Consider the following 25,959-nt stretch of genomic DNA (forward strand, 5'->3'; position numbering starts at 1 on the left):
CACTGCCTCTTACCGATGCCATGCAGATGACCCCGCAGGAAATCGTCCACGAACTGGACAAACACATCGTCGGTCAGCAGGCGGCCAAGCGCGCCGTGGCCATCGCGCTCCGGAACCGCTGGCGGCGCATGCAGGTGGCCGAGCCGCTGCGGCAGGAAATCACACCCAAGAACATCCTCATGATCGGGCCCACCGGCGTGGGCAAGACGGAAATCGCCCGTCGCCTGGCGCGCCTGGCCAACGCCCCGTTCATCAAGGTGGAAGCGACCAAGTTCACGGAAGTGGGTTACGTGGGGCGCGACGTGGACACCATCATCCGCGACCTGGTAGAACTGGCAGTGAAACAGACGCGCGAAGAGGAAATGCGCAAGGTGCAGTTCCGCGCCGAGGAAATCGCCGAGGAGCGTATCCTGGACGCCCTGCTGCCGCCAGCGCGCGACACCGGCTTCGGCTTTGGCACGGAGGGCGCCGCCCAGGAGGAGTCCGGCACGCGCCAGAAATTCCGCAAGATGCTGCGCGAAGGCAGGCTGGACGACAAGGAAATCGAGATCGAAGTGGCCGCCGCCACCCCCCACATGGAGATCTTTGCGCCGCCCGGCATGGAAGAACTCACCAGCCAGATCCAGGGCCTGATCCAGAACCTGGGCGGCGCCCGGCGCAAGCTGAAGAAAATGCGCGTGAAGGAAGCCTTGCGCAGACTCACCGAGGAAGAAGCCCTGAAGCTCATCAACGAGGAGGAGATTCGCCAGCGGGCGGTGGCCAGCGTGGAGCAGAACGGCATCGTGTTCATCGACGAGATGGACAAGATCGCCAGCCGGGCGGAGGTGAGTGGTGCCGACGTCTCGCGCCAGGGCGTGCAGCGCGACCTGCTGCCCCTCATCGAGGGCACCACGGTTTCCACCAAGTACGGCATGATCCGCACCGACCACATCCTGTTCATCGGCTCGGGAGCCTTCCACCTGGCCAAGCCCTCGGACCTCATTCCCGAGCTGCAGGGCCGTCTGCCCATCCGCGTGGAGCTGGACTCCTTGTCCGTCGAAGATTTCGAGCAGATCCTCACCGGCACCGATGCCTGCCTCACCAAGCAATACCAGGCGCTGCTCGCCACCGAGGGCGTGACGCTAGAATTTGCCCCGGATGGCATCCGGCGCATCGCCGAGATCGCCTACGAGGTAAACGAACGCACCGAAAACATCGGCGCACGCCGGCTGCACACCGTGATGGAGCGCCTGCTGGAAGACATTTCCTTCGCCGCCGACCGGCAAGCCGGCAGCACTGTGGTGATCGACGCCGCCTACGTGGACGCCCGCCTCAAGGATCTCGCCCGCAGCGAAGACCTCGCCCGCTACGTGCTATAACGCCCACCCCGTCGCCCAGGCAGAAGAAGAGACTGGGGTCAGGTCTTTACTTTATAGTGCGCCCGTCCCCCGACCGCCTGGCGGACGCACCAGCGTGCCCGCGCGGTAATCCCGGATCGCCTCCTCGATCTCCTCGCGCGTGTTCATCACGAACGGCCCGTATTGCACCACGGGTTCGCGCAGGGGCCGTCCCGAGACCAGGAGGAAGCGCGCGCCCCCTGCGCCGCCCACAATCTGCACCTGCCCGCCGGGGGAGAGCACCGCCAGGGTGTGCACGGGCAGCGCCGCCTCCCCCACGTGCGCTTCACCCTCGAACACGTAGACGAAGGCCGTGTGGGCGGCAGGCAGGGCGTGCTCGAGCCGTGCACCGCCGTCAAGCTGCACGTCCAGATAGTGCACTTCGGTCGTGTGGTCCTCGATGGGCCCGCGTACCCCGGCGTACTCGCCGATCAGAATTCGCACATGCCGTCCCGGCGCACTGATTTCGGGAATGGCCTCGGGCGGGAATTCCTGATAGGCGGGTTCGCTCATTTTCTGCGCCGCGGGCAGGTTGATCCAGAGCTGGAAGCCACGCATCCGTCCGGCCGTCTGCTGCGGCATCTCCGAGTGAATCACGCCGCTGCCCGCCCGCATCCACTGGGCGCTGCCGGCACGCAAATCACCCGCGTTGCCCATGCTGTCCCGATGCAGCATGTGACCGTCGAGCATGTAGGTGAAGGTCACGAAGCCCCGGTGGGGGTGATCCGGAAATCCGGCGATGTACTGGTCTGGATCGTCGCTGCCGAAATGATCCAGCATCAGGAAGGGGTCGAGATGGCGCAGCGCAGGCAGGCCGATGCTGCGGTACACCGTCACACCGGCGCCTTCAGTGACCGGCCTGGCCACGATCTTTTGCACCACGGTACGCAAGCGCATGATGGCATCCTCGCGGGATGGAACCGCGCAGTGGGGGGTGCGCACATTGTGCCCGAGTCACGGTCGCCTGGCGATGGCACTGATGTTTGTGTCGCGCGCTCAGGCTGGGCTGATCAGGGCTCGTTGGCGAAGTCGGCTTCGGTGCGGTTGCCCCTGCCCGGCACGGTGCCCAGCCGTTCGCGCAGGGAGGTGAGACGCTCGCCCAGACGCACGGCGTAGTAGGCGGCGTTGGACATCACCTTCTTCACGTAGTCGCGGGTTTCCGTGAAGGGAATGGATTCCACGTACACCGCGCCTTCCAGCGGCCGCGCGGCCTGCCAGCGCCGGGCGCGTCCGGGCCCGGCATTGTAGGCTGCCGTGGCGAGCACCGGGCTGCCGTCGAGGCTGTCGTACACGTGCCTGAGGTAGTAGGTGCCCAGGCTGAGATTCGTTTCCAGCTCGTTGACCAGCCCCAGATGGAAACGGTCGAGGCCCAGGCGTTTGGCCACCCATTTGGCGGTGGCAGGCATGAGCTGCATCAGGCCCGAGGCGCCCACGGCGGATTTGGCCACCTGCACGAAGCGGCTTTCCTGGCGGATGAGGCCATACACCCAGGCGTCGTCCAGGCCCAGCCGGCGGGTGAAGCCTTGCATGACTTCCCGGTGGGGCGTGGGGAAGCGCAGTTCGAAGTCGTGCAGCTGCTGGGTGCGCTCGGCGCTGGCGATGGCACGGTCGTACAGTTCGTTGCGGCGGGCCAGTTCCGCGGCGGCAAGCAACTGCCGGTCATCGAAGCGGCGGATGGCCCATTGCCATTCCCGCGTCCCTTCGCTGCGCAGGCCTGCCCGGAACAGGGCGAGGGCGCGCGCAATGCCCGGCAGGGCAGCGATGGCGCGGATTTCCTCCTCGCTGGCTTTGTAGTTGGTGGCGGGTGGGGCCATGACGGTGCCCAGTTCCTCCAGGGCGAGCTGGCCGTAATAGGAATGCTCGCGGGACAGGGGCACCAGGATTTCGCCGGCCGCGACGGACCGACCCAGCGCCTTGAGGGCGCGCGCCTTCCAGTAGCGCCATTCGGGCTGGCGGGCAGCCTCGGGGCTCATGGACTCGATGGCCTGCAGCAGCGCCCGCCAGTCACCGTCGCGCAGGGCGGCGCGGGCCTTCCAGGCGAGCTGGGAGTCCGTGAGGGGTGCGCCCTGGGCGCGGGCAAACCAGGCCAGGCTGGCGGGATCGTGGCGGCGCGCAGCCTGGGTGGCGATCTGCCCCCACAGCCAGGCCCGGTCTTCCGGCGCGAGGCGCTCTCCGAGTTTTTCCAGACGCTCCGCCGCCTGGGCGGGATCGTTGCGGGCGATGCGCTGCACGGCGAACAGGACCATTTCCCGCTGGGCGCGGTCGGAAAGGGTCCAGCCACCGCGATCCAGGAAACGCTGGGGATTCTCCGCAATGGCCTCCAGCGACCGGAGACCCGGCTGATGGCGTTCCGGCAGGTAGCGGGCGATGTAGCGTGCCACACTGACACGGCCTGCTTCCAGCGCCAGCCGCAGGCGGACGAAGACGTCGTCCACGGTCAGGCGTCCCTCCTGAGCCAGCCGTTCGAACAGGGGATCGCAGCTCGCCGGCAGTTCCGCGCCATGGAACCAGAGGCGTTTGGCTTCCTCCAGCGGGCTCGAATCCCCGGGCAGGAGTGCGAGCCGCGCCTGCAGCGCATAGCAGGTGACCTCCCGGTCCTCGTTCACCAGCAGGGGATATTCCGCGCTGAAGGTCTTCCAGTCCTGGCGCCTGCCCAGCACCTTCAGCCACTCGCCGCGCAGACGGTCCGACAGGTAGGAATCCGGGTAAGCCGCGAGGAATCCCCGCACCTCGTCGGCGGAGGCCTTGTCCAGATCCAGCATGAGCTGCCAGTAACGGGCCAGGGCGGCGAGAGGATGGCCTTCGAGGCGCTGGGCGGCCTGGGCGAGCCGGGCGGCATGGCGGGCATTGTAGGCATCCCGCGCCGCGAGGATGTCGTCCTCGGGAGCAGCCGGTGCCGCGGGCGGCAGGAGGAGGATGGCGAGGAGGGCCACGACTCGGCCGATGTTCCGGGCCTTGCTACGCATGAACCATGCTGCCCCTGAGTTGCTATAGTGAGAGCGCCGCGCGGCGCACGTCTCCGCGCTGGCGCGGCGCCCTCCGGGAAAAACGCTTCGTGGAAGACCTGCGAATCAGCTTTGGGATCATACACCATGCCCTATGTGAGCCTTAATCCTGCCACCAACCAGGTGCTCGCCAGTTACCCGAGCTGGGACAGTCACCGCCTCGCCGAAGCCCTGGAACGCGCCGCCGTGGCCCAGAGGGACTGGGCGCGCAAAAGTTTTGCCGAACGGGCCGCGGTGTTGCGCGAGGCGGCGATCCACCTGCGCCTGCATCGGGACCGCTACGCCGAACTCATCACCCGCGAAATGGGCAAGCTCCTCCGGGAGGCGCGCGCGGAGGTGGAGAAGTGCGCCACCGCCTGTGAGTACTACGCCCAGCACGGTGCCCTGTTCCTGCAGGAGGAGCCGGTGGAAACGGACGCGGGCAGGAGCTTCGTGGCCTATGCACCCCTGGGAGTGGTGCTGGCGGTCATGCCCTGGAATTTCCCCTTCTGGCAGGTGTTCCGGGCGGCCGCGCCGGCGCTCATGGCGGGCAATGGCGTCGTGCTCAAGCATGCCTCCAACGTGCCCCAGTGTGCCCTCACCCTGGAGCAAATCTGGCGTGAAAGCGGCCTGCCGGCGGGCGTGTTCACCACCCTCATGATCGAAGCGGGCGACGTGGCCGATGCCATCGCCAGCCATCACGTGCAGGCGGTGACCCTCACCGGCTCGGAGGAGGCGGGGCGGCGGGTGGCGGCGGCGGCCGGCCAGCATCTCAAGAAATGCGTGCTGGAACTGGGCGGCTCGGATCCCTTCATCGTTCTGGCCGACGCCGATCTGGATTTCACCGTGGAGCAGGCAGTGGCCTCGCGCTTCCTCAACTGCGGTCAGTCCTGTATCGCCGCCAAGCGTTTCATCCTGGTGCCGGAGATCGCCGAGGATTTCCTGGCGCGCTTTGTGGCGCGTGTCGAGGCACTGGCGGTGGGCGACCCCATGGAGGAAGGCACCCAGATCGGTCCCATGGCGCGCCTGGATCTGCGCGAGACCCTGCACCGCCAGGTGACGGATTCCATCGCCCAGGGGGCGCGCGCCCTCACCGGCTGCCGCCCGCTCACGCGGGAGGGGGTATATTACGCGCCCTCCGTCCTGGACCAGGTCACCTCGAAATGCCGCGCCTATCACGAGGAACTGTTCGGGCCGGTGGCCAGCATCATCCGCGCCGCCAGCGAGGAGGATGCGCTCCGCATCGCCAACGACACGCGCTTCGGCCTGGGGGCCTCCCTGTGGACACGCGATCTCGCGCGCGCGGAGCGGCTGGTGGGGTCGTTGCAGGCCGGCTCCGTTTTCATAAACGGCCTGGTGAAGTCCGATCCCCGTCTGCCCTTCGGCGGCGTGAAGGCTTCCGGTTTCGGCCGGGAACTGTCCTACCACGGCATCCGGGAGTTCGTGAACGTGAAGACCGTGTGGGAGCGCCAGGTGCGCGCCACACCACGCGTCTAGCCGAGGAACAGCCGATAGGCCGGGTTGTGGGACTCGTCCCACCAGGGATAGCCCAGCCGCTCCAGGAAGTTCTGGAAGGCCGCCTGGTCCGCGTCCGGCACCTGTATGCCCACCAGCACGCGCCCGTAATCCGTGCCATGGTTGCGGTAGTGGAACAGGCTGATGTTCCAGCCGTGGGACATGCTGTCCAGGAACTTCATCAGCGCCCCCGGGCGCTCCGGGAACTCGAAGCGGAACAGGCGTTCGTCCCGGACCTGGGGCGCATGGCCGCCCACCAGATGGCGCACGTGCAGCTTGGCCATCTCGTTGTCCGTGAGGTCGAGCGCCCGGAGTCCGGCCGCCCTGAGCTGGCTGATGATGTCCGCCACCTCGTGCCGGTCCTGTACCTGCACGCCCACGAAGACATGGGCCTCGCGCGGGTCGGCATAGCGGTAGTTGAACTCCGTGATGTTGCGCGGCCCGAGCAGGGCACAGAAGCGCCTGAAGCTGCCGGGTGTTTCGGGAATGGTCACGGCCAGGATGCCTTCGCGCTGCTCGCCCAGCTCCGCGCGCTCCGCCACGTGACGCAGGCGGTCGAAGTTCATGTTGGCGCCGCTGGCGATGGCCACCAGGGTCTTGTCCTTGAGCCGGTGCCGCGTGGCGTAGGCCTTGGCACCGGCGATGGCCAGCGCCCCCGCTGGTTCCAGGATGGAGCGGGTGTCCTCGAACACGTCCTTGATGGCGGCGCAGATGGCATCGGTGTCGCACAGCACGATCTCGTCCACCAGCTCGCGGCACAGGCGGAAGGTTTCCTCGCCCACCTGTTTCACCGCCACGCCGTCGGCGAACAGCCCCACCTGCTCCAGCACCACGCGGCGGCCCGCCTTCAGGGAACGGTACATGGCGTCGGCGTCCACCGGCTCCACGCCGATGATGCGGGTTTCCGGGCGCAGGGCCTTCACGCACGCCGCCACACCGGCGATCAGGCCGCCGCCCCCCACCGGCACGAAGATGGCGTGGATGGGGTCGGCATGCTGGCGCAGGATTTCCATGCCGATGGTGCCCTGACCCGCGATCACCTCCGGGTCGTCGTAGGGATGGACGAAGGTGAGCCGGTGCTCCTTTTCCAGCCGGCGCGCATGGGCGGAAGCCTCGTCGTAGGAATCGCCGTGCAGCACCACCCGGGCGCCGCGGTTCATGACGGCCTGTACCTTGATCTGGGGAGTGGTGGCAGGCATGACGATGGTGGCGTGGCAGCCAAGACGCTGGGCCGCGAGCGCCACACCCTGGGCGTGGTTGCCTGCCGAGGCGCAGATCACGCCGCGTTTGAGGGCCGCCGGCGGCAGGTGCGCCATCTTGTTGTAGGCACCGCGCAGCTTGAAGGAGAACACACTCTGCATGTCCTCGCGCTTGAGCAGGACGCGGTTGCCGGTGCGGCGCGACAGGCCCGGCGCCAATTCCAGCGGGGTTTCGATGGCCACGTCATAGACGCGGCTGGTCAGGATCCTGCGCAGGTAATCGGGAACGGCGTTCATGGGAATTATTGTCCGGAAACGGGCATTTTAATTGAGAAAATCCCTGTCCGGCGCTATGCTTGGAAGCTTTCTGGCGATCGGGAAAGCACACCATGACGCAGGACGAACTCAAGCAGGCCGTGGCGAAGGAAGCGGTGAGCTTCGTCGAGCCCGGCTTGATCGGCGTGGGCACCGGCTCCACCGCCAACTATTTCATCGACGAGCTGGCCAAGATCAAACACAAGATCGATGCCGCGGTGGCGAGCTCCGAGGCCACCGCGCAGCGGCTCAGGGAGCGGGGCATCCGCGTCATCGACCTGAACGAGGCAGGCCAGCTGCCCCTCTACGTGGACGGTGCCGACGAGATCACCGAGCACCTCGCCATGATCAAGGGCGGCGGCGGCGCGCTCACTCGGGAGAAAATCGTCGCCGCGGCGAGCGACAAGTTCATCTGCATCGCCGACCACACCAAACTCGTGGACGTGCTGGGCAAGTTTCCCCTGCCCATCGAGGTGATTCCAATGGCGCGCAGCTACGTGGCACGGGAACTCGTCAAGCTGGGCGGGCAGCCAAAACTGCGCGAGGGGTTCGTCACGGACAACGGCAACGTGATCCTGGACGTGCACAACCTCAACATCCTCAACCCGGTGGAGCTGGAGAGCACGCTGAACCAGATCGTGGGCGTGGTGACCAACGGTCTGTTCGCGCGCCGCCCGGCGGATCTGGCGCTGATCGCCACCCCGCAGGGGGTGACTGCCCTCAAGCGCTGAGGTGTCGCCGATTCTTCACAATTCCACGGTATGCTGGGCCGTTGGCCCGGGAGACAAAGATGGCTGAACACACTTCCAAGCAATTCGATGCCGAACTGGAGTCGGTGCGCTCGCGCGTGCTGCAGATGGGCGGCCTGGTGGAGGAGCAGATCATCCATGCGGTGGAGGGCCTGATCAACGGCAACCTGGAGCTCGCCCAGACGGTGATCCAGAACGATCACCGGGTGAATGCCATGGAAGTCTCCCTGGACGAGGACGTGAGCCACATCATCGCGCGCCGCCAGCCCACTGCCGGCGACCTGCGCATGCTGATGATGGTCATCAAGACCATCACCGATCTGGAACGCATTGGTGACGAGGCGGCCAAGATCGCGCGCATGACCAAGCTCATCTACGAGTCGGACCGCATCACCCAGCCGCGCTTTTCCCAGATCAAGCACATGAGCGAGATGGTGGTGGACATGCTGCGTCGCGCCCTGGATGCCTTCGCCCGTTTGGATCCCACTGCCGCCACCCAGATCGCCCGTCAGGACATGCAGGTGGACGAGCAGTTTCGCAGCGAGCTGCGCCACCTCATCACCTACATGATGGAAGATCCCCGCACCATCAGCATGTTCATCGACATCATGTTCGCCGCCAAGGCCATCGAACGCATCGGCGACCACGCCAAGAACATGTCCGAGTACGTGGTGTACATGGTCAAGGGCAAGGACGTGCGCCACACCAGCGTGGAAGAGATGGAACGCGAGGTGCTGGAATGACGCCGGTCGGCCTGTCGTGAGCGAGCACGCCGTCGTCGCCGCCGTCGATCTCGGCTCCAACAGTTTCCGCCTGCAGGTCGCCCGCGTCATTGGCGACCAGATCTACCCCCTCGACGCGCTGAAGGAAACCGTGCGCCTCGCGGCCGGACTGCGCGAGGACAAGACCCTGGACGAAGCGGCCCAGGCGCGGGCGCTGGCCTGCCTCAGGCGCTTCAATGAGCGTCTGCGCGGCCTGCCGGCGGAGGCAGTGCGCGCCGTGGGCACCAATACCTTCCGGGTCGCCAAGAACGCCAAATCCTTTTTGCGCGCCGCAGAGGAAGCCCTGGGGTTCCCCATCGAGGTGGTGGCGGGCAAGGAGGAGGCGCGGCTCATCTACCTCGGCGTCTCCCACAGCCTGCCGCCCTCCAGCGCACCGCGCCTGGTGGTGGACATCGGCGGCGGGTCTACCGAGTGCATCATCGGCGCGGCCTACGAACCCAGGCAGATGGAAAGCCTCTATATGGGCTGCGTGAGCTTCAGCCGCCGCTTCTTCGCCGGCGGGCGCCTGGGCAAGGCGGCATTCCGGGAGGCGGAACTTGCCGCGCGCGCGGAACTGCAGGCGATCGCCGCAGAATTCGGCGCGGGCCACTGGCAGCAGGCGGTGGGTTCCTCCGGCACCGTGCGCGCCCTGGCCGACATTTGTCGCGAAAACGGTCTCACGGACGGCGTCATTACCCCGGAAGCGCTGGATGCCATCCGCGCCATGCTCATCGAGGCGCGGGAAGTGAAAAGACTCAGGCTGCGCGGCCTGTCCGCCGACCGGGCGCCGGTGATCGCCGGTGGCTTCGCCATTCTCGCGGCGGTGTTCCGCGAGCTGGGCGTGACCCGCATGGAGGCGGCCAATGGTGCCCTGCGCGAGGGCATCCTCTACGACCTGGTGGGCCGCTTCCACCACCACGACACCCGGGAGCTCACCGTGGAGGAATTCCAGCGCCGCTACCACGCCGACCGGCGTCAGGCGGAGCGGGTGGCGCGCACCGCGGCCCGGCTGCTGGCAGATGTGGCAACGCGCTTCCATCTGGAGCCGGAAGCGGCGAAACATCTGGAATGGGCGGCACGCCTGCACGAGATCGGCATCTCCATCGCGCACTCGGGTTACCACCGGCATTCCGCCTATATTCTGGCCAATGCCGACATGCCGGGTTTCTCGCGCAAGGATCAGGAGCGGCTCGCCCTGCTGGCGCGCGCCCACCGGGGGGCGCTGGCCAAGGTCGTGCCCCTGGTAGGCGCGCCCGAGGACTGGCTGCTGATCGGCGTGCTGCGCCTGGCAGTGCTGTTCAACCGCAGCCGAAGCGACCAGCCGCTGCCGCCGCTGGCTTTGGAATGGGATCAGCGGGGGTTCCGTCTGCGACTGGATGCACGGTGGCTGTCCGACAACCCCCTGACCGAGATGCTGCTCCACAAGGAGCAGGAGGAGTGGCGTTCCGTGGGCGTGCGGCTGGAGCTGGCCGACCCCGCCTGATGGCGGCGGGTTACGCCGGCCGGCGTTGCGGAATGTCGGCGAAGATCACCTGATCGACGTCGCCGTAGCTGGCGAGGCGGTCCAGGAGTTTCACCGTGCGCCGGCCCTCTCCCACGAACAGCTCGTATAACTTGTGCAGCTGGTAGCTGCCCGCCTCCAGGAGCAGACATTCGTCATCGTGCAGCCCCGGTTCGGGGGGAAGCAGGATGGCGGGCGTGTGGTAGTAAGTCTGGGTGTCAGCCGCGGTCTCCCACACGGAGAGCTGGGATTCGGCCGGACGCATCATGGCGGCATGCGGGGCGCGGGAAAGCACTTCCAGACCCACCTCCGCGGTCTCGACACTGGGCCGCTCCACGCGGCGGATGATGCCGATCTCCCACGCCCCCGAATCGTGATGAAGGCCCACCGCGACGTTGCGCGTGACCCAGTCGCCCGGGCTGCTGGTGATTTCCACGCCGTAGCCCTTCTCACTCACGTCGCGTACCACCCAGCTTTCGCAGGCCTCGCTCTCCGCCGGCATGGGCGTGGCGGCCAGGGCCTTGAGACGTTCCTGCTGCTGGCGCGTCCGGTCGCGCACGAAACCGAAGATATGGGTGTCCACCTGTCCCTCGTAGGTGAGGGTGTCGGCGAGGGAAGCGGGTTTCTGCGGCGGGATCTGTTCCTGGCTCATGCGCCGGTACACGTCGCTGAAACCGTGGATCACGCAGATGTTGAGGAAGGAGCGCCGCCGCTCGTCGCGGCGCTTGTCGAAGTGCTGGTGTTCGGCCACCGGGCGCGCCCGGCTCAGGCTCTGGGCCAGTCGTGCCAGCACTTCCAGCAGATCTGCCCGCCGGTAGGCGGTGGGATCGGCCAGCCCCAGCAGGGAAGGCATGGCGCCCTGTTCCACCTGCTTGAGGGCCGTCACCAGACGCGGCACGGCGGCACCCGGCCCGAAGCAGCGCGCCATGAAATGGCGCTCCGAGGTCTGGCTGATGCGCGCCGGCGGCTCGCGCCTGGAGAAATCCACATGGAACACCGTGGTCGCGCCCGGCATGTCCTCCCATACGAAATCGCCCGAGACGGCATTGATCACGTGCCGCGCGAGGGCGAGCTGGGGCTTGGTGAACTGGCGGGGATCGGTCACGGTGGGCATGAGCAGCTTGAGCAGTTCCTGGACGAAGGTGGTCTCGCTGCCCAGACTCGCGTTGAGGGTCACCGTCACGCGCATGAGCCCGCGTTCCTCGGCGAGCTTGATCAGGGTGTAGACCTGGTCCCACCAGGCTTCCGGCAGGGGTTGATAGCGCAGCTGGAACCAGTGGCCCTCCAGGTCCAGCCGGCGCACGGTGCGCACCGCCAGCGCCGCCAGATCCGCCACCGCGCGCCGGCTTTCGAGAAATTCGGCGATGCAGCGGTAATGGGCGTTGATGGACGCTTCCAGGAATTCATGGACGGTGGTCCAGATGCGCTGCTCGATGGCCTTGTGTAGCCGCGCCGACCGGGTGTACTCCTCGCGCAGCTTGCGCTCCGCCACCTGCCCCGCCTGGTCGAGACGGAACAGCTTGGTGGAACGGTTCTTGAGGGGCGCTTCGCCGGCGAGCTGCAGCAGCCAGTGGGTCAGCTCCTGCAACACCTGTGTCGGGTCGTTGACGGGCAGCCCGGCCAGGACGGTGGTGAGCTCCTCATCCCGGGCGAGGGGGTGGTCGGAGCCCTTGGAGAAGAATTTCCGGAACGCAATCATGGCTATGGCCGCTCGAGGGGTGGGGTGGCGATCGGGCCACCCGGGTCACCGCGCAGGCGCGGTGGCAGCATACGAGCAAGTCCCATGCCAGAAACCCTGTCCGGAAAGCCTGCGATGGAGGTGGTGCCGACAGTAGGATTCGAACCCACGACCTTCTGATTACAAATCAGCTGCTCTACCAGCTGAGCTATGCCGGCCAGACCGTCATTATCCCAGATTTCGCCGGGGAAGAACCGGCCCGGGGGCCGTCTCTCCCGCGCGGCTGACCGGCGGCCCGCCCGCCGACCCGCCGTGGAGGAAACCCTTCTTCTTTAAGGCCTTCCGGCCAGAAACGGAGAAAGCGGCCGCAAAAACCCCGGAAACCAGACAAAAAAGTCCTGTATCAGAAGGACTTATCTGGGTAATCAAAATTTCTGTATTGCTACATTATGGAATTCTTATGTAGAGTCCGCGCCTTCCCGCGCAGGCGGCCGGCGCCGGGTGATCCGCCGGATGCATTAGCAGTTCAGCATGTTGTGATGCTTGGCGGCTGGCCGCATCCATCGGCTATGGTGGGAAAACGCCGGGAAACGGCGTGACGGCCGGGGCGGCTTCGCGGGTTGCCATTGACGAGGACGGGTTCATGAGCGCAGTGATCAAGACCGAAAACCACGACCGGCAGGAAGTGAAATACACGACCTGCTATATGTGCGCCTGCCGGTGCGGCATCAAGGTGACCCTGGAGGACGGCAAGGTTCGCTTCATCCAGGGCAACCGCAACCATCCCACCAATCAGGGCGTGCTGTGCGCCAAGGGCAATGCCGGGATCATGAAGCAGTACTCCCCGGCCAAGCTGAAGAAGCCCCTGATGCGCAAGCCGGGCGCGCCCCGCGGTGCAGGGGAGTTCGTGGAGATCGAGTGGGAGCAGGCCCTGGATCTGCTCACCGACCGGCTCGAGCTGATCCGCTCCACCGACCCCTCCAAGCTGGCCTTCTTCACCGGCCGCGACCAGATGCAGGCCCTGACCGGCCTGTGGGCACAGCAGTTCGGCACGCCCAACTGGGCGGCCCACGGCGGCTTCTGCTCGGTGAACATGGCGGCGGCGGGTCTTTACACCATCGGCTTTTCCTTCTGGGAATTCGGTGCCCCGGACTGGGATTACGCCAAGTACTTCATCCTGTGGGGGGTGGCGGAGGACCACTCCTCCAACCCCATCAAGATCGGTCTGGAAAAGCTCAAGCGCCACGGCGGCAAGTTCGTGTCGGTGAATCCGGTGCGCACCGGCTATTCGGCCATCGCCGATGAGTGGGTGCCCATCCGCCCGGGCATGGACGGGCTGCTCGCCCTGTCCATCGTGCACGTGCTGCTCTCCCGGGAGCTGTTCGACTGGGAATTCCTGGTGCGCTACACCAATGCGCCCTGGCTGGTGGTGCAGACGCCGGGGCAGAAGGGTGACGGGCTGTTCCTGCGCGACGAGGCGGGCAATCCGCTGGTGTGGGATCTGGAAAAGCAGGCCTTCGTTTCGGCACTGGATGCGGACATCGCGCCCGCAATGTTCGGCGAGTTCGTCGCGCCGGACGGCCGGCCGGTGAAAACCGTGATGAGCCTGGTCGCGGAACGCTATCTCGATGAACGCTACGCGCCGGAAAACGTGTCCCGGGAATGCGGGGTGCCGGCCGAGCAGATCGAGCGCCTCGCGCTGGAGATGGCTCATGTCGCCTTCAAGGAGCAGATCGAGCTCGATATCGAATGGACCGACGTCTGGGGCCGCAGGCACGACAAGGTGATCGGCCGTCCGGTGGCGATGTACGCCATGCGCGGCATCTCCGCCCATTCCAACGGCTTCCATGCCTGCCGGGCGATCCATCTGATCCAGATCCTGCTGGGGGCGCTGGACGGCCCGGGCAACTTCCGCGCCCGCGCGCCCTATCCGAAGCCCATTCCGCCCCACCAGCTGCCCGAGAACAACCTGGACATCATCCATGCGCCCAACACGCCCCTGGCGCGTCCGCCCCTGGGCTTCCCCACCCGACCCGAGGATCTGGTGATCGACGCCGAAGGCCACCCGGTGCGCATCGACAAGGCCTATTCCTGGGAGTCGCCGCTGGCCTCCCACGGCCTGATGCACATGGTCATTACCAATGCCACCAACCATGACCCCTATGCCATCGACACCCTGATCCTGTTCATGGCCAACATGGCGTGGAACTCCACCATGAACACCAAGGGCATCCAGGAGATGCTGGTGCAGGAGGATCCGGAGGAGTTCGGGCAATACAAGATTCCGTTCCTGGTGGTGGTGGACGCCTTCCACTCGGAGATGGTGAACTTCGCCGACCTGGTGCTGCCGGACACCACCTACCTGGAGCGCCATGACTGCATTTCACTTCTGGACCGTCCCATCTCCGAACCCGATGCGGCGGCGGATGCCATCCGTCACCCGGTGGTCACGCCGGACCGGGACGCGCGTCCCTGGCAGGAAGTCCTGGTGGAGCTGGCCTCGCGCCTAAAATTCCCGGCTTTCACCAACAAGGATGGCACCCGCAAGTTCAAGGACTACAAGGACTTCATCGTCAACTTCGAGCGTTCGCCGGGTGTCGGCTTCCTGGCCGGCTGGCGCGGCAAGGACGGCACCAAGTCCCTCAAGGGCGAGCCCAATCCCAATCAGTGGGAGAAGTACATCGAGAACCAGTCCTTCTTCGCCCACCACTGGCCCGACAGCCAGAAGTACAACCGGTTCGCCAACAGGGACTACCTGGAAGTGGCGGCGGACGCGGGCTTCGTGGGCAAGGTGGAGCCCATCATCATGCAGATCTATTCCGAGCCGCTGCAGAAATTCCGGCTTGCCGGCATGGGGCTGTACGATGGCCCCCAGCCCACCAATCCGGCGGACCGCGAGCGGCTCGTGAAGTATTTCGATCCGCTGCCCCTGTGGTATCAGCCCCTGGAGCAGCAGCGCGTGAACGCGGAGGAATATCCCTTCTACGCGATCACCCAGCGGCCCATGTTCATGTACCACTCCTGGGATTCCCAGAATGCCTGGTTGCGCCAGATCATGGCCCAGAACTATCTGCACATGAACGCGAAAAAGGCGGCGGAGCTGGGGCTCAAGGACTACGACTGGGTCTGGGTGGAATCCCACAACGGGCGCATCCGCTGCCAGATCAAGACCATGGAAGGCTGCGAGGAAAACACGGTGTGGACCTGGAACGCCATCGGCAAACAGGCCGGCACCTGGGGCCTCGAGCCGGACGCCTCGGAGGCGAGGAAGGGCTTCCTGCTCAATCACCTCATCTCCGAGCTTTTGCCGGAAAAACCGGGCGAGCGGCGCATCACCAACTCCGACCCGGTGACCGGCCAGGCGGCCTGGTTCGACTTGCGGGTGAGAATCTACAAGGCCGAACCGGATGAAGTGGGCAGCTGGCCCCAGTTCCCGGAGGTGAAGCCGCTGCCCTGGGATGACGGCAGGCGTCCTGCGGTGCTGCGCTACAACGCCCGGAGTGACAAGTAATCCACGTGACGAGCACGGGGTGGACAGGACGGGGCAGGCGGTGAGCACGATGTCATTGCGGCTTTCTGCGCCCGCCTCCCCGGTCACCCTGCAACCATAGAGACAGAGCGAAAACCCATGAGACTAGGTCTTGTTATCGACTTGGACGTTTGCGTCGGCTGCCATGCCTGCGCCATCGCCTGCAAGCAGTGGAACGCCTCCGGCACCACCGGGCCGCTGTCCGACTACGACCCCTATGGTGCGGAGCCCTCGGGCGTGTGGTTCAACCGCATCCGCCATTTCGAGGTGGGCGAGTATCCCAACAACAAGACCATCAACTTCCCCATGTCCTGCATGCACTGCGAGGACGCCGCCTGTGTCACGGTGTGTCCCACCGGCGCATCCTACAAGCGTGCCGAGGATGGCATCGTGCTGGTGGACCAGGACAAGTGCATGGGTTGCAACTACTGCTCCTGGGCCTGCCCCTACGGTGCGCGGGAACTGGACCGCGCCTCCGGCACCATGAAGAAGTGCACCCTGTGCGTGGACCGCATCTACGATGAATCCATTCCCATCGAGGAACGCCAGCCGGCCTGCGTGCTCACCTGTCCAGCCCATGCGCGCATGTTCGGCGACTTCGATGATCCGGATTCCGCGGTGTCGCGCGCGGTGCGCGAACGGGGCGGCTACCAGCTCCTGCCGGAGCTGGGCTACAACCCCACCAACCATTACCTGCCGCCGCGCAAGGCGCCGCCCATCCCCACGGAGAACCTGGGCAAACCCGGGTTCAGGGAGCGGCTGAAGACGTTCGCCAACAAACTGGTCAAACGGTGAGAGGGCGGGCGTGAGGAGCGCAGGCCCGCCCGCCGCCACCCACGCCTTCCCTCGCACCCCTCGCTTCACGGAGACACACATGCATCCCGCATTCAGCGTCATCTTCTTCACCGTCAGCTCCGGCGCGGGCTTCGGCCTGTTCGCCCTGCTGTATCTGGCCGACCTGCTCAAGTTGGGCGGCGGGCTTGCGCCGCAGCAGGTCTGGGTGGCGGGCGCCATCGCCCTCGTGCTCATCATCGCCGGCCTGCTCTCCTCGGTGGGCCACCTGGCCAATCCCAAGAATGCCTGGCGGGCCTTCAGCCGTTGGCGCACCTCGTGGCTATCGCGGGAGGGTGTGTTCGCCGTGGCCTTCTTCCCCTTCGCCTTCGGTTACATGGGCCTGTCCTTCCTCGATCTCGGGCTGGAGGGGTTGCGTCTCGCCCTGGGTGCGCTGGCCACTTTGCTGGCGTGGATCACGGTGTTCTCCACCAGCATGATCTATGCGTGCCTCAAGACCATCCGCCAGTGGAATACCCCGCTGGTGCCCGCCAATTACCTGGCCCTGGGGCATTACACCGGCGCGCTGATCCTGATGCTGGTGGCGGCCCGGGGCGATGTGGAGCTCGCGCCCTACTATTTCCTGGTGCTGGCCTTCCTGGTGGCGGCGGCCTTCCTGAAGGGGCTCTACTACTTCTGGATCGGCAGCCCGGTGGCCGTGTCCACCATCAACACCGCCACCGGCTTCACCCGCGCCCAGGTCAAGCTGTTCGACGCGGGCCATACCCACGGCACGTTCCTCACCCAGGAATTCGGCTTCCAGCTCGCGCGGCGCTGGGCGCTGGCGCTGCGTGTGGTCGTGTTCCTTGCGGGCTTCGTGATCCCCTTCCTCTGGCTGGTGCAGGCCGGTCCCCAGGCCGGCGGCGGCGCAGGGGTGGCCCTGGTGGCCCTGCTGGGGGTGCTCGCCGAGCGCTGGCTGTTTTTCGCCGAGGCGCGTCATGTGGTCAATCTGTACCATGGCGCCCAGCGCTGTTGAATCTTGAAATTCGCTTGCCTGCCTGTATATTAGCGGGCGCTAATATACTTTCGGAGGGTTCCCATGTTTGGAATGTATGGCATCAAGGAAGTGGACCCGCACACCGTCCAGCGTATGCAGGCGGAGGGCGAGGTGGTGCTGGTGGACGTGCGCACCGAGGCGGAATATGCGGCGGGCGCCATTCCCGGCGCGAAGTTCATGCCCCTGCACCTGCTGCCCCTGGCGGGCGATCAGTTGCCCAAGGACAAGCCGGTGGTGTTCTACTGCCGCAGCGGCGCCCGTTCCGCCCAGGCCTGCGCGTTCATGGCCAACAAGGGCTATGACCAGGTCTACAACCTGGCCGGCGGCATCATCAATTGGGCGCGCGCGGGGCTGGCCCTGGCCGCGGCCTGACGCCGCCACGCGGCCCGCCCGGGCGCGGGAGTTGCCAGCCGCGGGCAAGTGGATTATAAATAGCCGTTTCATGCATATTCGTTGTTGCGAATTTTTTCATAAACCCCTTCTGGAGGCTCACCATGCACTTTGACAAAGAACTCGACGCCCGCGGCCTGAACTGCCCGCTGCCCATTCTGCGCACCAAGAAAGCCCTCGCCGAGATGTCCAGCGGCCAGGTGCTGAAGGTCATCGCCACGGATCCCGGTTCCGTCAAAGACATGCAAGCCTTCGCCAAGCAGACCGGCAATGAACTGGTGTCCTCCGCCGAGTCCGGTGGCGAGTTCACCTTCTTCATGAAGAAAAAGTAAACCCCGCAACCCTCACGCCTGCACATAACGATAACGACGGTTGGACAGAGACGGGCGCGACTCAACCCTGAGAGGAGGCACCCACGATGGATGAAAAGAAACTGGCGATCATCGCCACCAAAGGCACGCTCGACTGGGCCTACCCGCCCCTGATCCTTGCGTCCACCGCCGCGGCCCTGGGTTATCAGGTCCAGGTCTTCTTCACCTTCTACGGTCTGCAGATCCTGCGCAAGGACATCAGCGGCCTCAAGGTGAGCCCCCTGGGCAATCCGGGCATGCCCATGAAGATGCCCTTCGGACCGAAGTGGTTCCAGAGCATCAACTGGAACATTCCCAATGCCATCCAGGCCATCGTGCCCGGTTTCGAGTCGCTGGCCACCGCCCTCATGAAGAAGACCATCGCCAACAACGGCGTGGCGACCGTCGAGGAGCTGCGCACCCTGTGCCGGGAAGCCGACGTGAAATTCATCGCCTGCCAGATGACCGTGGAGCTGTTCGGCTTCGAGCACGATGACTTCATCGATGGTATCGAGTACGGGGGCGCGGCCACCTTCTTCGAGTTCGCGGGCGAATCCGACATCTGCCTGTTCATCTGAACCGGCCTGCCCCGCAAAACCGGCGTTGCCCTTCGGCCGCCGGTTTTTTCATGCCCGTTTCCCTGATCGTTTCGGGGTCGAGATGGGTGACGCGCTGGGTTAAAATCGCGTTACCCGAATTTTTCCGGCAGGCGCGCCGCCGGCGCGCCGAAAGCGATGATGAGCACGGTACGCGGCTGCCCCTTCCCGGACGATCTCTATTACGACGTGGAATCCAACGTATGGTGCCGCCGTGAGCCGGACGGCAGCGTCACCGTGGGCATGACCGCCTACGCCACCGCGCTGGCGGGGCCCATCGTGGCTTTCACACCCAAGGCGGTGGGCCGGCGCGTGGAGCAGGAACGTTCCGTGGCGACGGTGGAATCGGGAAAATGGGTGGGCCCGGTGAAGGCACCGGTGAGCGGTGAAATCATCGCCGTGAACGAAGCCCTGGATACCCAGCCGGGCCTGGTCAACGAAGACCCCTACGGGGCCGGCTGGATGGTGCGCATGCAACCCAGCGAGTGGGACGAGGAAGTGGGGACGCTGCTCACCGGCGAGGCTGCCCTCAACGCCTTCGAAGTGAAGATGGAGGCGGAGGGCTTTGCGGGCTGCGCCTGACGGCCGGCTTCACACCGGGCGCAGGACATTCGTCGAGATGGGCGCGCCACTTCCCACCGCAGGCATCGAAGCCTTCGATGCCGTCCCCCTCGATGCCGCACTCACGCAGGAACTGCTGGCCCACGGGCCAGCCTCCGCGGCCATCCGTTTCCATGTCCCCAGCTTCAAGGCCTACCGCTCCAGCGAGATTGCTTCCTGCGGCGTCGCACGCTGGCCCGCGGTATCCATCACGGGAGGCGACTGCGCTCTCAACTGCGATCACTGCAGGGCGCAAATTCTCGCGCCCATGATTCCCGCGCCCACGCCCGAGGACTTGTGGCAGGTGGTGAACCGCGAGATTGCCCGCGGCGCGCGCGGCATGTTGCTCACCGGCGGCTCCAACCGGCGCAACGAGGTCGAGTACGGGCCGTATCTCGCGGTGCTGCGCCGCATCAAGGACACCTTTCCCGCCTTTCGCATCGCGCTGCACACGGCGCTCACCGACGCGGCGCGGGCGCGGGCCCTGCGCGATGCGGGCATCGACGTGGCCATGATGGATGTCATCGGCGCCCAGGACACGCTGACCCAGGTCTATCACCTCAAGCGTCCGGTGGCGGATTTCGAGGCGAGTCTCGCCGCCCTCATGGCCAGCGGTCTGCGCGTGGTGCCCCACATCGTGCTCGGGCTGCATTACGGCCGTCTGCTGGGGGAATGGCAGGCGCTGGAAATGGTGGCGCGCCACCGCCCCCATGCGCTGGTGCTGGTGGCGGCCATGCCCTTCTATGCGCCGCCGACGCGGCCCTTCGTCACCCCGAATCCCGAGGAGGTGGGGCGCTTCTTTCTCGACGCACGGCGCGCCCTGCCGGACACCCCCATCCTGCTGGGCTGCGCACGGCCGCCCGGCCGGGCCCGTGTGCGCATCGATGCCTACGCGGTGCTCGCGGGGCTCGATGCCATCGCCCATCCGGCGGAAGGGGTGGTGGAACTCGCGCGCCGTCTGGGGCGGGAGACCCGGATCGTCGGGGGCTGCTGCTCCCTGGCCCAGGACGCCGCGCTGGAAATGGAGGCGCTTCTGGCGGATGGGGCGGGCGTGCCCGAGGCGGCGCCGTCTGCGTCCTTTCCACTGCCGGTGGTGACCCATGGCTGAGCGCTGGCGGCTGCTAAATACCGGTCTGCGCAGTGCGGCGGAGAACATCGCGCTGAACCGCGCGCTGCTGGAGGCACGGGCCGCGGGGGCGGGCGCCAATACCCTGCGCTTCCTGCGCTTTACGCCCAGCGCCCTGGTGGGCTTCCATCAGGACCCGCGCCAGGAACTGGACCTCGATTATTGCCGGCTTCACGGCATCGAAGTGCAGCGGCGCATCACGGGAGGCGGCGCCATCTATTTCGACGCCGGCCAGCTGGGCTGGGAACTCTATCTCGCACGCAGTGTGCTGGGTGTCGCCGATCTCGCCCTGATCGCGCGGCGCATTTGCGAGGCGGCTGCACAAGGCATCGCCAGCCTCGGGGTGGATGCGCGCTTCCGCCCCCGCAACGACATCGAGGTGGCGGGGCGCAAAATCTCCGGCACCGGCGGCGTGTTCGAGGGCGATGCCCTCATGTACCAGGGCACCCTGCTCATCGAGTTCGACGTGGAACGCATGCTGCGGGTGCTGCGCATCCCCGCCGAGAAACTCGCGGACAAGGCAGTGGCCTCGGCCCGCGAGCGGGTGACGAGCCTCGCCGAACTGCTGGGTCACACGCCCCCTCTCGACCGTGTGCAGGCGGCGCTCATCCAGGCTTTTGCCGACACCTTCGGCGTGGACTTCCAGCCGGCAGGACTCACCGCAGACGAGGAACACCGCTTCGCCGGGGCGCTGGCGGAGATCGCTACACCGGACTGGGTTTACGGGGAGGGCGCGCGGCAAGGGGCGGCGCGGGTGGAGGCGGTGCACAAGTTCCCGGCGGGGCTGGTGCGCGTGGGGCTCGCCTACGATGCCCGCCGGGACCGCATCGAGCAGATCCAGTTCACGGGCGATTTCTTCGTGCATCCCCGGCGCACCATCCCCGATCTGGAAGCCGGGCTGCGGGACGTGGGGGCGGCGCAGCTCCAGGCAGCCGTGCAGGCGTTCTTCGCACAACGCGAAGTGGACATGGGGGGCCTCACACCGGGCGACCTCATCGCGGTGGCGCAGGCGGCCCTTGCCCGCGCGCGGGGGGCGGGTACGGCATGAGCCCGGAGGCCGTGGACGTGCTGGTGGTGGGCTGCGGGCCGGCCGGTGCCAGTGCCGCGGCCGCCGCTGCGGCGCGGGGCCTGTCGGTGCTCGTCCTCGAGCGACGGCGTCGGGTCGGTCTGCCCGTGCAGTGCGCCGAGTTCATTCCCCTGCCCCTTGCGGGCCTGGCGCAGGGCGCGCGGGCGGTGCGCCAGCGCATCGTTGGCATGCACACCTGCCTGCCCTCCGGAACATGGTTCCGTGCCGACCTGCCGGGACTCATGATCGACCGCGCGCGGTTCGATCAGGCCCTGGCGGGCCGCGCCGTGGCGGCGGGGGCACGGCTTGCCACCGGCACCCTGCTGGCAGGGCTCGAGGCGGCCACGGGGGTGGCGACTCTCCGGAACGGTGCAGGCATGCGTGTCCTGCGCTTTGGCGCCTTGATCGCAGCGGATGGTCCCCACTCCTCCGTGGCGCGGCTGCTGGGCCTGCCACCGCTGGCGACCCTTGCCACCCGGCAGTACACCGTGCCCCTGTGCACGCCCGGGCCGGACACCGAAGTGTGGCTGTCGGACGCCTATCCCGGCGGCTATGCCTGGCTGTTTCCGCGGGGACAGGAAGCCCATGTGGGCCTGGGGCTCGAGGGTTCCCCCCGGCAGATGAAGGACGCGCTGGATGCCCTGCACAGACGGCTCGTTCAGGCGGGCAGGGTGGCCCCCACCATCCTGCGCCGCACGGGCGGCGCGATCCCCATAGGCGGCATGCGGGCGCGGCTTGCCCTGGGGCGCGTGCTGTTCGCAGGGGATGCGGCGGGACTCACCCATCCCGTGACGGGGGCCGGCATTGCCGCGGCCGTGATTTCCGGCGAGCGCGCGGGGGCGGCGGCGGCGGACTGGCTGGCGGGCCGCGCCCAGGCCCTGGAGGACTATGAGGCGGAACTGCGCGATACTTTCGGCTCAAGCCTTGCGCGCGCCGTCGCCCGCCGGCAGGGCCTGTGGCAGGCGGCAAGACGCGGCGATGCCGAATTCCGTCGTGGCTGGACCGCCTTTCCGGAATACTTCCGCGACGGCTGACGCACCGGCAACCCCCCTGTGGGAGGCGCTTTGGCGGCGACCCGGGGGATCCAGCGGCTTCGCGGCTGAAGCCGCTCCCGCGGCGCGGCTGGCCGCGACGGGCGCCACCCCTCGATGGGGTGGCCACAAATTCCCCTCGCGTGGCGGAGCAGGCACCACCGAAGGAGCAGGTTTTCGCGGACACGGGCGACGAACCATGGAGCAGACCATTCATTTCTACCGGCCCGACGTGCGCCGGCGCACACCACAGATGCGCTCCCCCGAGTACGTGCAGATGAGCACGGCGGCGGCCATCACCCTGGGGCTCGTGCCGGGGCGGATGTACCGCACCGACTGCACCCACTGCCTCAATTTGCTGGTCACCTATCCCGAAGGCTGCCGCGCCAACTGTGCCTACTGCGGCCTTGCGCGGCATCGCGAGGAGGCGCGCGATTACGCCGACCGCAACTTCATTCGCGTGGACTGGCCCACCGCCCGCTACGACGACGTCATCGCCAGGGTGCGGGCCGGCGCCGACCGGGGCCGCTTCCAGCGCATGTGCATCTCCATGATCACCCACCCGGATTCCGACGCCGACACGCGCGTGCTGCTGGAAAAATGGGTGCGCGCCGTACCCCACGTGCCGGTCTCCATTCTTTCCAACCCCACCACCATGACACGGGACGATCTGGTGGAGCTCAAGGCCCTGGGGGCGGAGATCTTCACTGTGGCGCTGGACGCGGTCACGCCCCAGATCTTCGAGCGCACGCGCGGCCGCGCGGTGGACAGCCCCCACCGCTGGGAGAAGTACTGGCAGGCCATCGAATGGGCGGCGGAGGTGTTCGGACCCGAGCGCTTCGGCGTGCATCTCATCTGCGGCATGGGCGAGACCGAACAGGAAATCCTCGGCGTCTGCCAGAAGATCCGTGACCTGGGCGGCCACAACCACCTGTTCGCCTTTTTCCCGGAGCGCGGCTCCCTCATGGAGGACTGGCCCGCCTGCGATCCCGGCCAGTGGCGGCGGGTGCAGCTGGGGCGCTACCTCATCGACTATGGCGGCGGCCGGGTCGAGCACATGCGCTTCGACGACGCCGGCCGTGTCACCGACTTCGGCGTGCCGCGCGACGTGCTGGAAGCCATCATCGCCGGCGGCAAGCCCTTCCGCACCTCCGGCTGCCCCGGCCCCGAGCCCGACGTCTCGGCCTGCAACCGGCCCTACGGGGATTCACCGCCTTCCGACATCCGTTCCTATCCCTTCGCCCTGGAGCCGGCAGACATCGAAACCGTCCGCCGGCAGCTCGAGGGCGCCTGACTGCCGCCGCGGGATCCTCCGGGGGGCGCCCCTGAATGGCTTTTCACTGATCCCCACGCTCCCCCATCAAAAGGGAGCCCTCCAGCCGCCCGAAAGTACAGCCCTGACTTCAGTCTTCTCGACGGTTCCTGCGACCAAATGCCGCAGGCGGACTCCTGCGGGGGCGGCGCTACAATTGCACTTTTTCGTCCCAGGCCATGCCTTCGCACACTGCCGACCAGAGCCTGCGCCGGCTGCACGTCCTGCGGCTGATCGAGATCGCCGGCCAGCTTGCCGCCATCGCTATCGCCCGATACTGGCTGGGGCTCGAGCTGCCCCTGACAGCCATGCTCACCGTGGTGGCGGCCCTGGTGGTGCTGACCGTGTTCACCTGGGCACGGTTGCGCTGGGGCGGGCCCGTGGTGGAGCCGGAGCTGTTCGCGCAACTGCTGGTGGACGTGGTGGCCCTGTCGCTGCTCCTCTATTTCACCGGGGGCGCCACCAATCCCTTCGTGTCTCTCTATCTGCTGCCCCTGTCGGTGGCGGCGGCGCTGCTTGCCGCGCCCTATGCCTGGGCCCTGGCGGCGCTCACCCTCGCCTGTTACACGCTGCTTTTGGAGTATTACGTGCCCCTGCCCGGCATGGAGCCCCAGGCACCCCTGACCACCCTCATGGGGGGCGGCGAGCATGCGCTGCCCATGCACGGCGAGCATGGCCAGTTCGGCATGCACGTGCTGGGCATGTGGCTCAATTTCGTGATCAGCGCCGCGCTCATCACGTTCTTCGTGCAGCGCATCGCCGACAGCCTGCGCGCCCGGGAGCGCGAGCTGGCCGCGGCGCGCGAGGAGGCCCTGCGCAACGAGCGCATCGTGGCGCTGGGCACGCTCGCTGCCGGGACGGCCCATGAGCTCGCCACCCCACTCGCCACGGTGGCGGTGGTGGCCGGGGAGCTGCAGGAAGAATTCTCGGAGGATCCTGAGCTTGCGCCCCAGCTCGGTCTGATCCGGGAGCAGGTGGCCCAGTGCAAGGCGGTGCTCCAGCGCCTGGTGGACTCCGTGGGGCAGTTGGAGCGCGGCGTTCGCCGCGAAGTGGCCCTCACCGACTACGTGGAGACCCTCGCGGAACGCTGGCGCCTGCTCTGGCCCCAGACGCCCCTGGTCGTGCGCCAGATGAGCAGTGGAGCGCGGCTGTCCATCGATGACACGCTGGAGCAGGCCCTCCTCAATCTGCTCAACAATGCGGCCAAGGTTTCGCCGGCCGGTGTGGAACTGGAAGTGGACACGGAGGGGGACTGGGCCGTGCTTCGTATCCTCGATCACGGGCCGGGGCTACCCGCCGAGGTTATCGCCGCCGCCGGCAAGCGGTTCCTGCCCCAACACAATCAGGCCGAGCCGGCGCAGCAGGGACTGGGCATTGGCCTGTTCCTGGCCAATGCCACCATCGAGCGGCTGGGCGGGCAGGTGCATCTGCGCAACCGGCCGGAAGGCGGCGGCGTGACCGAGGTGCGCCTGCCCCTGGTGCGGGGAGGGGAAAATGCCTGAGTCCCCACGGGATTTGCTGCTGGTGGACGACGATGCCACCCTGCGCGGGGTGCTGGCCCGGGCGCTTGCCCGGCGCGGCTTTCGCGTGCGCTGCGCGGCCAGCGGCGAGGAAGCCCTGGCGCTGGCCCGCGAGGAGGCCCCGGCGTTTGCCGTGGTGGATCTCAAGATGAGCGGCATGTCCGGCCTGGCGCTGGTGCCGCAATTGCGCGCGCTGCGCGACGACATGCGCATTGTGGTGCTCACCGGCTATGCCAGCATCGCGACCGCGGTGGAAGCCATCAAGCTTGGGGCGACCCATTATCTGGCCAAGCCCGCCGACCCCAACGAAATCGTCGCGGCGCTGGGGCGCGCCAGCGGCGATCCGGCGCTGCCGGTGCAGGCCGAACCCCTGAGCGTGGACCGGCTGGAATGGGAGCACATCCAGAAGGTGCTGGCGGAACACAATGGCAACGTTTCCGCCACGGCGCGCGCCCTGAAGATGCACCGGCGCACGCTCCAGCGCAAACTGGCCAAGAAGCCCGTGCCGCGCTGAGGGGCCCTGCGGGCCGTCC

General features: G+C 67.0%; 22 protein-coding genes and 1 tRNA gene. 18 read left to right on the forward strand and 5 right to left on the reverse strand.

Annotated elements, in window-relative coordinates:
- The first annotated feature begins 20 nt into the window (after positions 1–20).
- Positions 21–1,358 carry an ATP-dependent protease ATPase subunit HslU gene (hslU, locus tag ACZ42P_RS11335; protein WP_464897647.1) on the forward strand — a complete coding sequence of 446 codons (1,338 nt, stop codon included), beginning with the start codon at positions 21–23 and terminating at the stop codon, positions 1,356–1,358.
- Positions 1,359–1,409: 51 nt separating this feature from the next.
- On the opposite strand, the gene ACZ42P_RS11340 is transcribed toward hslU, so the two are convergent.
- Together ACZ42P_RS11340 and ACZ42P_RS11345 are read right to left on the reverse strand one after the other, a co-directional pair.
- Positions 1,410–2,273: a pirin family protein gene (locus ACZ42P_RS11340; RefSeq protein WP_464897648.1), complete on the reverse strand. Its 864-nt coding sequence runs from the start codon at positions 2,271–2,273 to the stop codon at positions 1,410–1,412.
- Positions 2,274–2,386: 113 nt separating this feature from the next.
- Positions 2,387–4,342, reverse strand: a complete 1,956-nt coding sequence (locus ACZ42P_RS11345) for a transglycosylase SLT domain-containing protein (RefSeq protein ID WP_464897649.1) — start codon at positions 4,340–4,342, stop codon at positions 2,387–2,389.
- A gap of 126 nt (positions 4,343–4,468) precedes the next feature.
- Here ACZ42P_RS11345 and ACZ42P_RS11350 point away from each other — a divergent pair, with 126 nt between their 5' ends.
- Positions 4,469–5,857: an NAD-dependent succinate-semialdehyde dehydrogenase gene (locus ACZ42P_RS11350; RefSeq protein ID WP_464897650.1), complete on the forward strand. Its 1,389-nt coding sequence runs from the start codon at positions 4,469–4,471 to the stop codon at positions 5,855–5,857.
- Here ACZ42P_RS11350 and ilvA read toward each other — a convergent pair.
- A complete protein-coding gene (ilvA, locus tag ACZ42P_RS11355; protein ID WP_464897651.1) occupies positions 5,854–7,371 on the reverse strand; it encodes a threonine ammonia-lyase, biosynthetic in 1,518 nt (505 codons plus the stop codon). The genes ACZ42P_RS11350 and ilvA overlap by 4 nt on opposite strands.
- A 92-nt stretch (positions 7,372–7,463) precedes the next feature.
- Here ilvA and rpiA point away from each other — a divergent pair, with 92 nt between their 5' ends.
- The 3 genes from rpiA to ppx are packed head-to-tail and all read left to right on the forward strand — an operon-like array spanning position 7,464 to position 10,382.
- Complete coding sequence (gene rpiA, locus ACZ42P_RS11360; RefSeq protein WP_464897652.1) at positions 7,464–8,120, forward strand: ribose-5-phosphate isomerase RpiA; 657 nt, start codon at positions 7,464–7,466, stop codon at positions 8,118–8,120.
- A 59-nt stretch (positions 8,121–8,179) separates the two neighbouring features.
- On the forward strand, positions 8,180–8,881 hold the full coding sequence (gene phoU, locus ACZ42P_RS11365) for a phosphate signaling complex protein PhoU (protein ID WP_464897653.1): 702 nt from the start codon (positions 8,180–8,182) through the stop codon (positions 8,879–8,881).
- A gap of 16 nt (positions 8,882–8,897) precedes the next feature.
- Positions 8,898–10,382 (forward strand): exopolyphosphatase, encoded by a 1,485-nt coding sequence (ppx, locus tag ACZ42P_RS11370; protein WP_464897654.1) that lies wholly within the window; start codon positions 8,898–8,900, stop codon positions 10,380–10,382.
- Between the two features lie 10 nt (positions 10,383–10,392).
- Here the strand turns inward: ppx and ACZ42P_RS11375 are convergent, their stop codons facing one another.
- Together ACZ42P_RS11375 and ACZ42P_RS11380 are read right to left on the reverse strand one after the other, a co-directional pair.
- Positions 10,393–12,099, reverse strand: coding sequence for a hypothetical protein (locus tag ACZ42P_RS11375; protein ID WP_464897655.1), 1,707 nt, complete (start codon positions 12,097–12,099; stop codon positions 10,393–10,395).
- A gap of 121 nt (positions 12,100–12,220) precedes the next feature.
- Positions 12,221–12,296, reverse strand: a tRNA-Thr gene (locus ACZ42P_RS11380).
- A 425-nt stretch (positions 12,297–12,721) separates the two neighbouring features.
- Between ACZ42P_RS11380 and ACZ42P_RS11385 the strand changes: the two genes are divergently transcribed.
- From ACZ42P_RS11385 to ACZ42P_RS11445, 13 genes are all read left to right on the forward strand, one after another.
- Entirely contained in the window at positions 12,722–15,589 is a 2,868-nt protein-coding gene (locus ACZ42P_RS11385) for a molybdopterin oxidoreductase family protein (RefSeq protein WP_464897656.1), read from the forward strand.
- A 117-nt stretch (positions 15,590–15,706) separates the two neighbouring features.
- Entirely contained in the window at positions 15,707–16,402 is a 696-nt protein-coding gene (locus ACZ42P_RS11390) for a 4Fe-4S dicluster domain-containing protein (RefSeq protein ID WP_464897657.1), read from the forward strand.
- Positions 16,403–16,481: 79 nt separating this feature from the next.
- The gene (locus ACZ42P_RS11395; protein WP_464897658.1) at positions 16,482–17,414 is read left to right on the forward strand and encodes a dimethyl sulfoxide reductase anchor subunit family protein; all 933 of its coding nucleotides are present in this window, start codon (positions 16,482–16,484) and stop codon (positions 17,412–17,414) included.
- Positions 17,415–17,477: 63 nt separating this feature from the next.
- A complete protein-coding gene (locus tag ACZ42P_RS11400) occupies positions 17,478–17,807 on the forward strand; it encodes a rhodanese-like domain-containing protein (protein ID WP_464897659.1) in 330 nt (109 codons plus the stop codon).
- A gap of 122 nt (positions 17,808–17,929) precedes the next feature.
- Positions 17,930–18,157, forward strand: coding sequence for a sulfurtransferase TusA family protein (locus tag ACZ42P_RS11405; RefSeq protein ID WP_464897660.1), 228 nt, complete (start codon positions 17,930–17,932; stop codon positions 18,155–18,157).
- Positions 18,158–18,243: 86 nt separating this feature from the next.
- On the forward strand, positions 18,244–18,753 hold the full coding sequence (gene dsrE2 / locus ACZ42P_RS11410) for a sulfur carrier protein DsrE2 (protein WP_464897661.1): 510 nt from the start codon (positions 18,244–18,246) through the stop codon (positions 18,751–18,753).
- A 159-nt stretch (positions 18,754–18,912) separates the two neighbouring features.
- Positions 18,913–19,353, forward strand: a complete 441-nt coding sequence (gene gcvH / locus ACZ42P_RS11415; RefSeq protein WP_464897662.1) for a glycine cleavage system protein GcvH — start codon at positions 18,913–18,915, stop codon at positions 19,351–19,353.
- Positions 19,354–19,390: 37 nt separating this feature from the next.
- Positions 19,391–20,479 (forward strand): radical SAM protein, encoded by a 1,089-nt coding sequence (locus tag ACZ42P_RS11420; protein ID WP_464897663.1) that lies wholly within the window; start codon positions 19,391–19,393, stop codon positions 20,477–20,479.
- Complete coding sequence (locus tag ACZ42P_RS11425) at positions 20,472–21,545, forward strand: lipoate--protein ligase family protein (RefSeq protein ID WP_464897664.1); 1,074 nt, start codon at positions 20,472–20,474, stop codon at positions 21,543–21,545. Before ACZ42P_RS11420 ends, ACZ42P_RS11425 begins: the two co-directional genes overlap by 8 nt.
- The gene (locus ACZ42P_RS11430) at positions 21,542–22,597 is read left to right on the forward strand and encodes a geranylgeranyl reductase family protein (protein ID WP_464897665.1); all 1,056 of its coding nucleotides are present in this window, start codon (positions 21,542–21,544) and stop codon (positions 22,595–22,597) included. The genes ACZ42P_RS11425 and ACZ42P_RS11430 overlap by 4 nt, the downstream gene beginning before the upstream one ends.
- Before the next feature lie 196 nt (positions 22,598–22,793).
- Positions 22,794–23,888 (forward strand): radical SAM protein, encoded by a 1,095-nt coding sequence (locus ACZ42P_RS11435; protein WP_464897666.1) that lies wholly within the window; start codon positions 22,794–22,796, stop codon positions 23,886–23,888.
- Positions 23,889–24,085: 197 nt separating this feature from the next.
- Entirely contained in the window at positions 24,086–25,408 is a 1,323-nt protein-coding gene (locus tag ACZ42P_RS11440) for an ATP-binding protein (protein WP_464897667.1), read from the forward strand.
- On the forward strand, positions 25,401–25,940 hold the full coding sequence (locus ACZ42P_RS11445) for a response regulator transcription factor (RefSeq protein WP_464897668.1): 540 nt from the start codon (positions 25,401–25,403) through the stop codon (positions 25,938–25,940). The genes ACZ42P_RS11440 and ACZ42P_RS11445 overlap by 8 nt, the downstream gene beginning before the upstream one ends.
- Positions 25,941–25,959 lie beyond the last annotated feature (19 nt).

This window comes from Thiobacter subterraneus (genome assembly GCF_055379455.1).

What these genes read in the sequence shown, in the direction of transcription:
- ACZ42P_RS11425 (WP_464897664.1), top strand. Translation starts at nt 20,472, where the DNA reads ATGGCTGAGCGCTGGCGGCTGCTAAATACCGGTCTGCGCAGTGCGGCG.
- phoU (WP_464897653.1), top strand. Translation starts at nt 8,180, where the DNA reads ATGGCTGAACACACTTCCAAGCAATTCGATGCCGAACTGGAGTCGGTG.
- dsrE2 (WP_464897661.1), top strand. Translation starts at nt 18,244, where the DNA reads ATGGATGAAAAGAAACTGGCGATCATCGCCACCAAAGGCACGCTCGAC.
- ACZ42P_RS11395 (WP_464897658.1), top strand. Translation starts at nt 16,482, where the DNA reads ATGCATCCCGCATTCAGCGTCATCTTCTTCACCGTCAGCTCCGGCGCG.
- ACZ42P_RS11440 (WP_464897667.1), top strand. Translation starts at nt 24,086, where the DNA reads ATGCCTTCGCACACTGCCGACCAGAGCCTGCGCCGGCTGCACGTCCTG.
- ACZ42P_RS11350 (WP_464897650.1), top strand. Translation starts at nt 4,469, where the DNA reads ATGCCCTATGTGAGCCTTAATCCTGCCACCAACCAGGTGCTCGCCAGT.
- ACZ42P_RS11400 (WP_464897659.1), top strand. Translation starts at nt 17,478, where the DNA reads ATGTTTGGAATGTATGGCATCAAGGAAGTGGACCCGCACACCGTCCAG.
- ACZ42P_RS11390 (WP_464897657.1), top strand. Translation starts at nt 15,707, where the DNA reads ATGAGACTAGGTCTTGTTATCGACTTGGACGTTTGCGTCGGCTGCCAT.
- ACZ42P_RS11445 (WP_464897668.1), top strand. Translation starts at nt 25,401, where the DNA reads ATGCCTGAGTCCCCACGGGATTTGCTGCTGGTGGACGACGATGCCACC.
- ACZ42P_RS11385 (WP_464897656.1), top strand. Translation starts at nt 12,722, where the DNA reads ATGAGCGCAGTGATCAAGACCGAAAACCACGACCGGCAGGAAGTGAAA.
- gcvH (WP_464897662.1), top strand. Translation starts at nt 18,913, where the DNA reads ATGAGCACGGTACGCGGCTGCCCCTTCCCGGACGATCTCTATTACGAC.
- rpiA (WP_464897652.1), top strand. Translation starts at nt 7,464, where the DNA reads ATGACGCAGGACGAACTCAAGCAGGCCGTGGCGAAGGAAGCGGTGAGC.
- ilvA (WP_464897651.1), bottom strand. Translation starts at nt 7,371, where the DNA reads ATGAACGCCGTTCCCGATTACCTGCGCAGGATCCTGACCAGCCGCGTC.
- ACZ42P_RS11435 (WP_464897666.1), top strand. Translation starts at nt 22,794, where the DNA reads ATGGAGCAGACCATTCATTTCTACCGGCCCGACGTGCGCCGGCGCACA.
- ACZ42P_RS11375 (WP_464897655.1), bottom strand. Translation starts at nt 12,099, where the DNA reads ATGATTGCGTTCCGGAAATTCTTCTCCAAGGGCTCCGACCACCCCCTC.
- ACZ42P_RS11420 (WP_464897663.1), top strand. Translation starts at nt 19,391, where the DNA reads ATGGGCGCGCCACTTCCCACCGCAGGCATCGAAGCCTTCGATGCCGTC.
- ACZ42P_RS11405 (WP_464897660.1), top strand. Translation starts at nt 17,930, where the DNA reads ATGCACTTTGACAAAGAACTCGACGCCCGCGGCCTGAACTGCCCGCTG.
- hslU (WP_464897647.1), top strand. Translation starts at nt 21, where the DNA reads ATGCAGATGACCCCGCAGGAAATCGTCCACGAACTGGACAAACACATC.
- ACZ42P_RS11340 (WP_464897648.1), bottom strand. Translation starts at nt 2,273, where the DNA reads ATGCGCTTGCGTACCGTGGTGCAAAAGATCGTGGCCAGGCCGGTCACT.
- ACZ42P_RS11430 (WP_464897665.1), top strand. Translation starts at nt 21,542, where the DNA reads ATGAGCCCGGAGGCCGTGGACGTGCTGGTGGTGGGCTGCGGGCCGGCC.
- ACZ42P_RS11345 (WP_464897649.1), bottom strand. Translation starts at nt 4,342, where the DNA reads ATGCGTAGCAAGGCCCGGAACATCGGCCGAGTCGTGGCCCTCCTCGCC.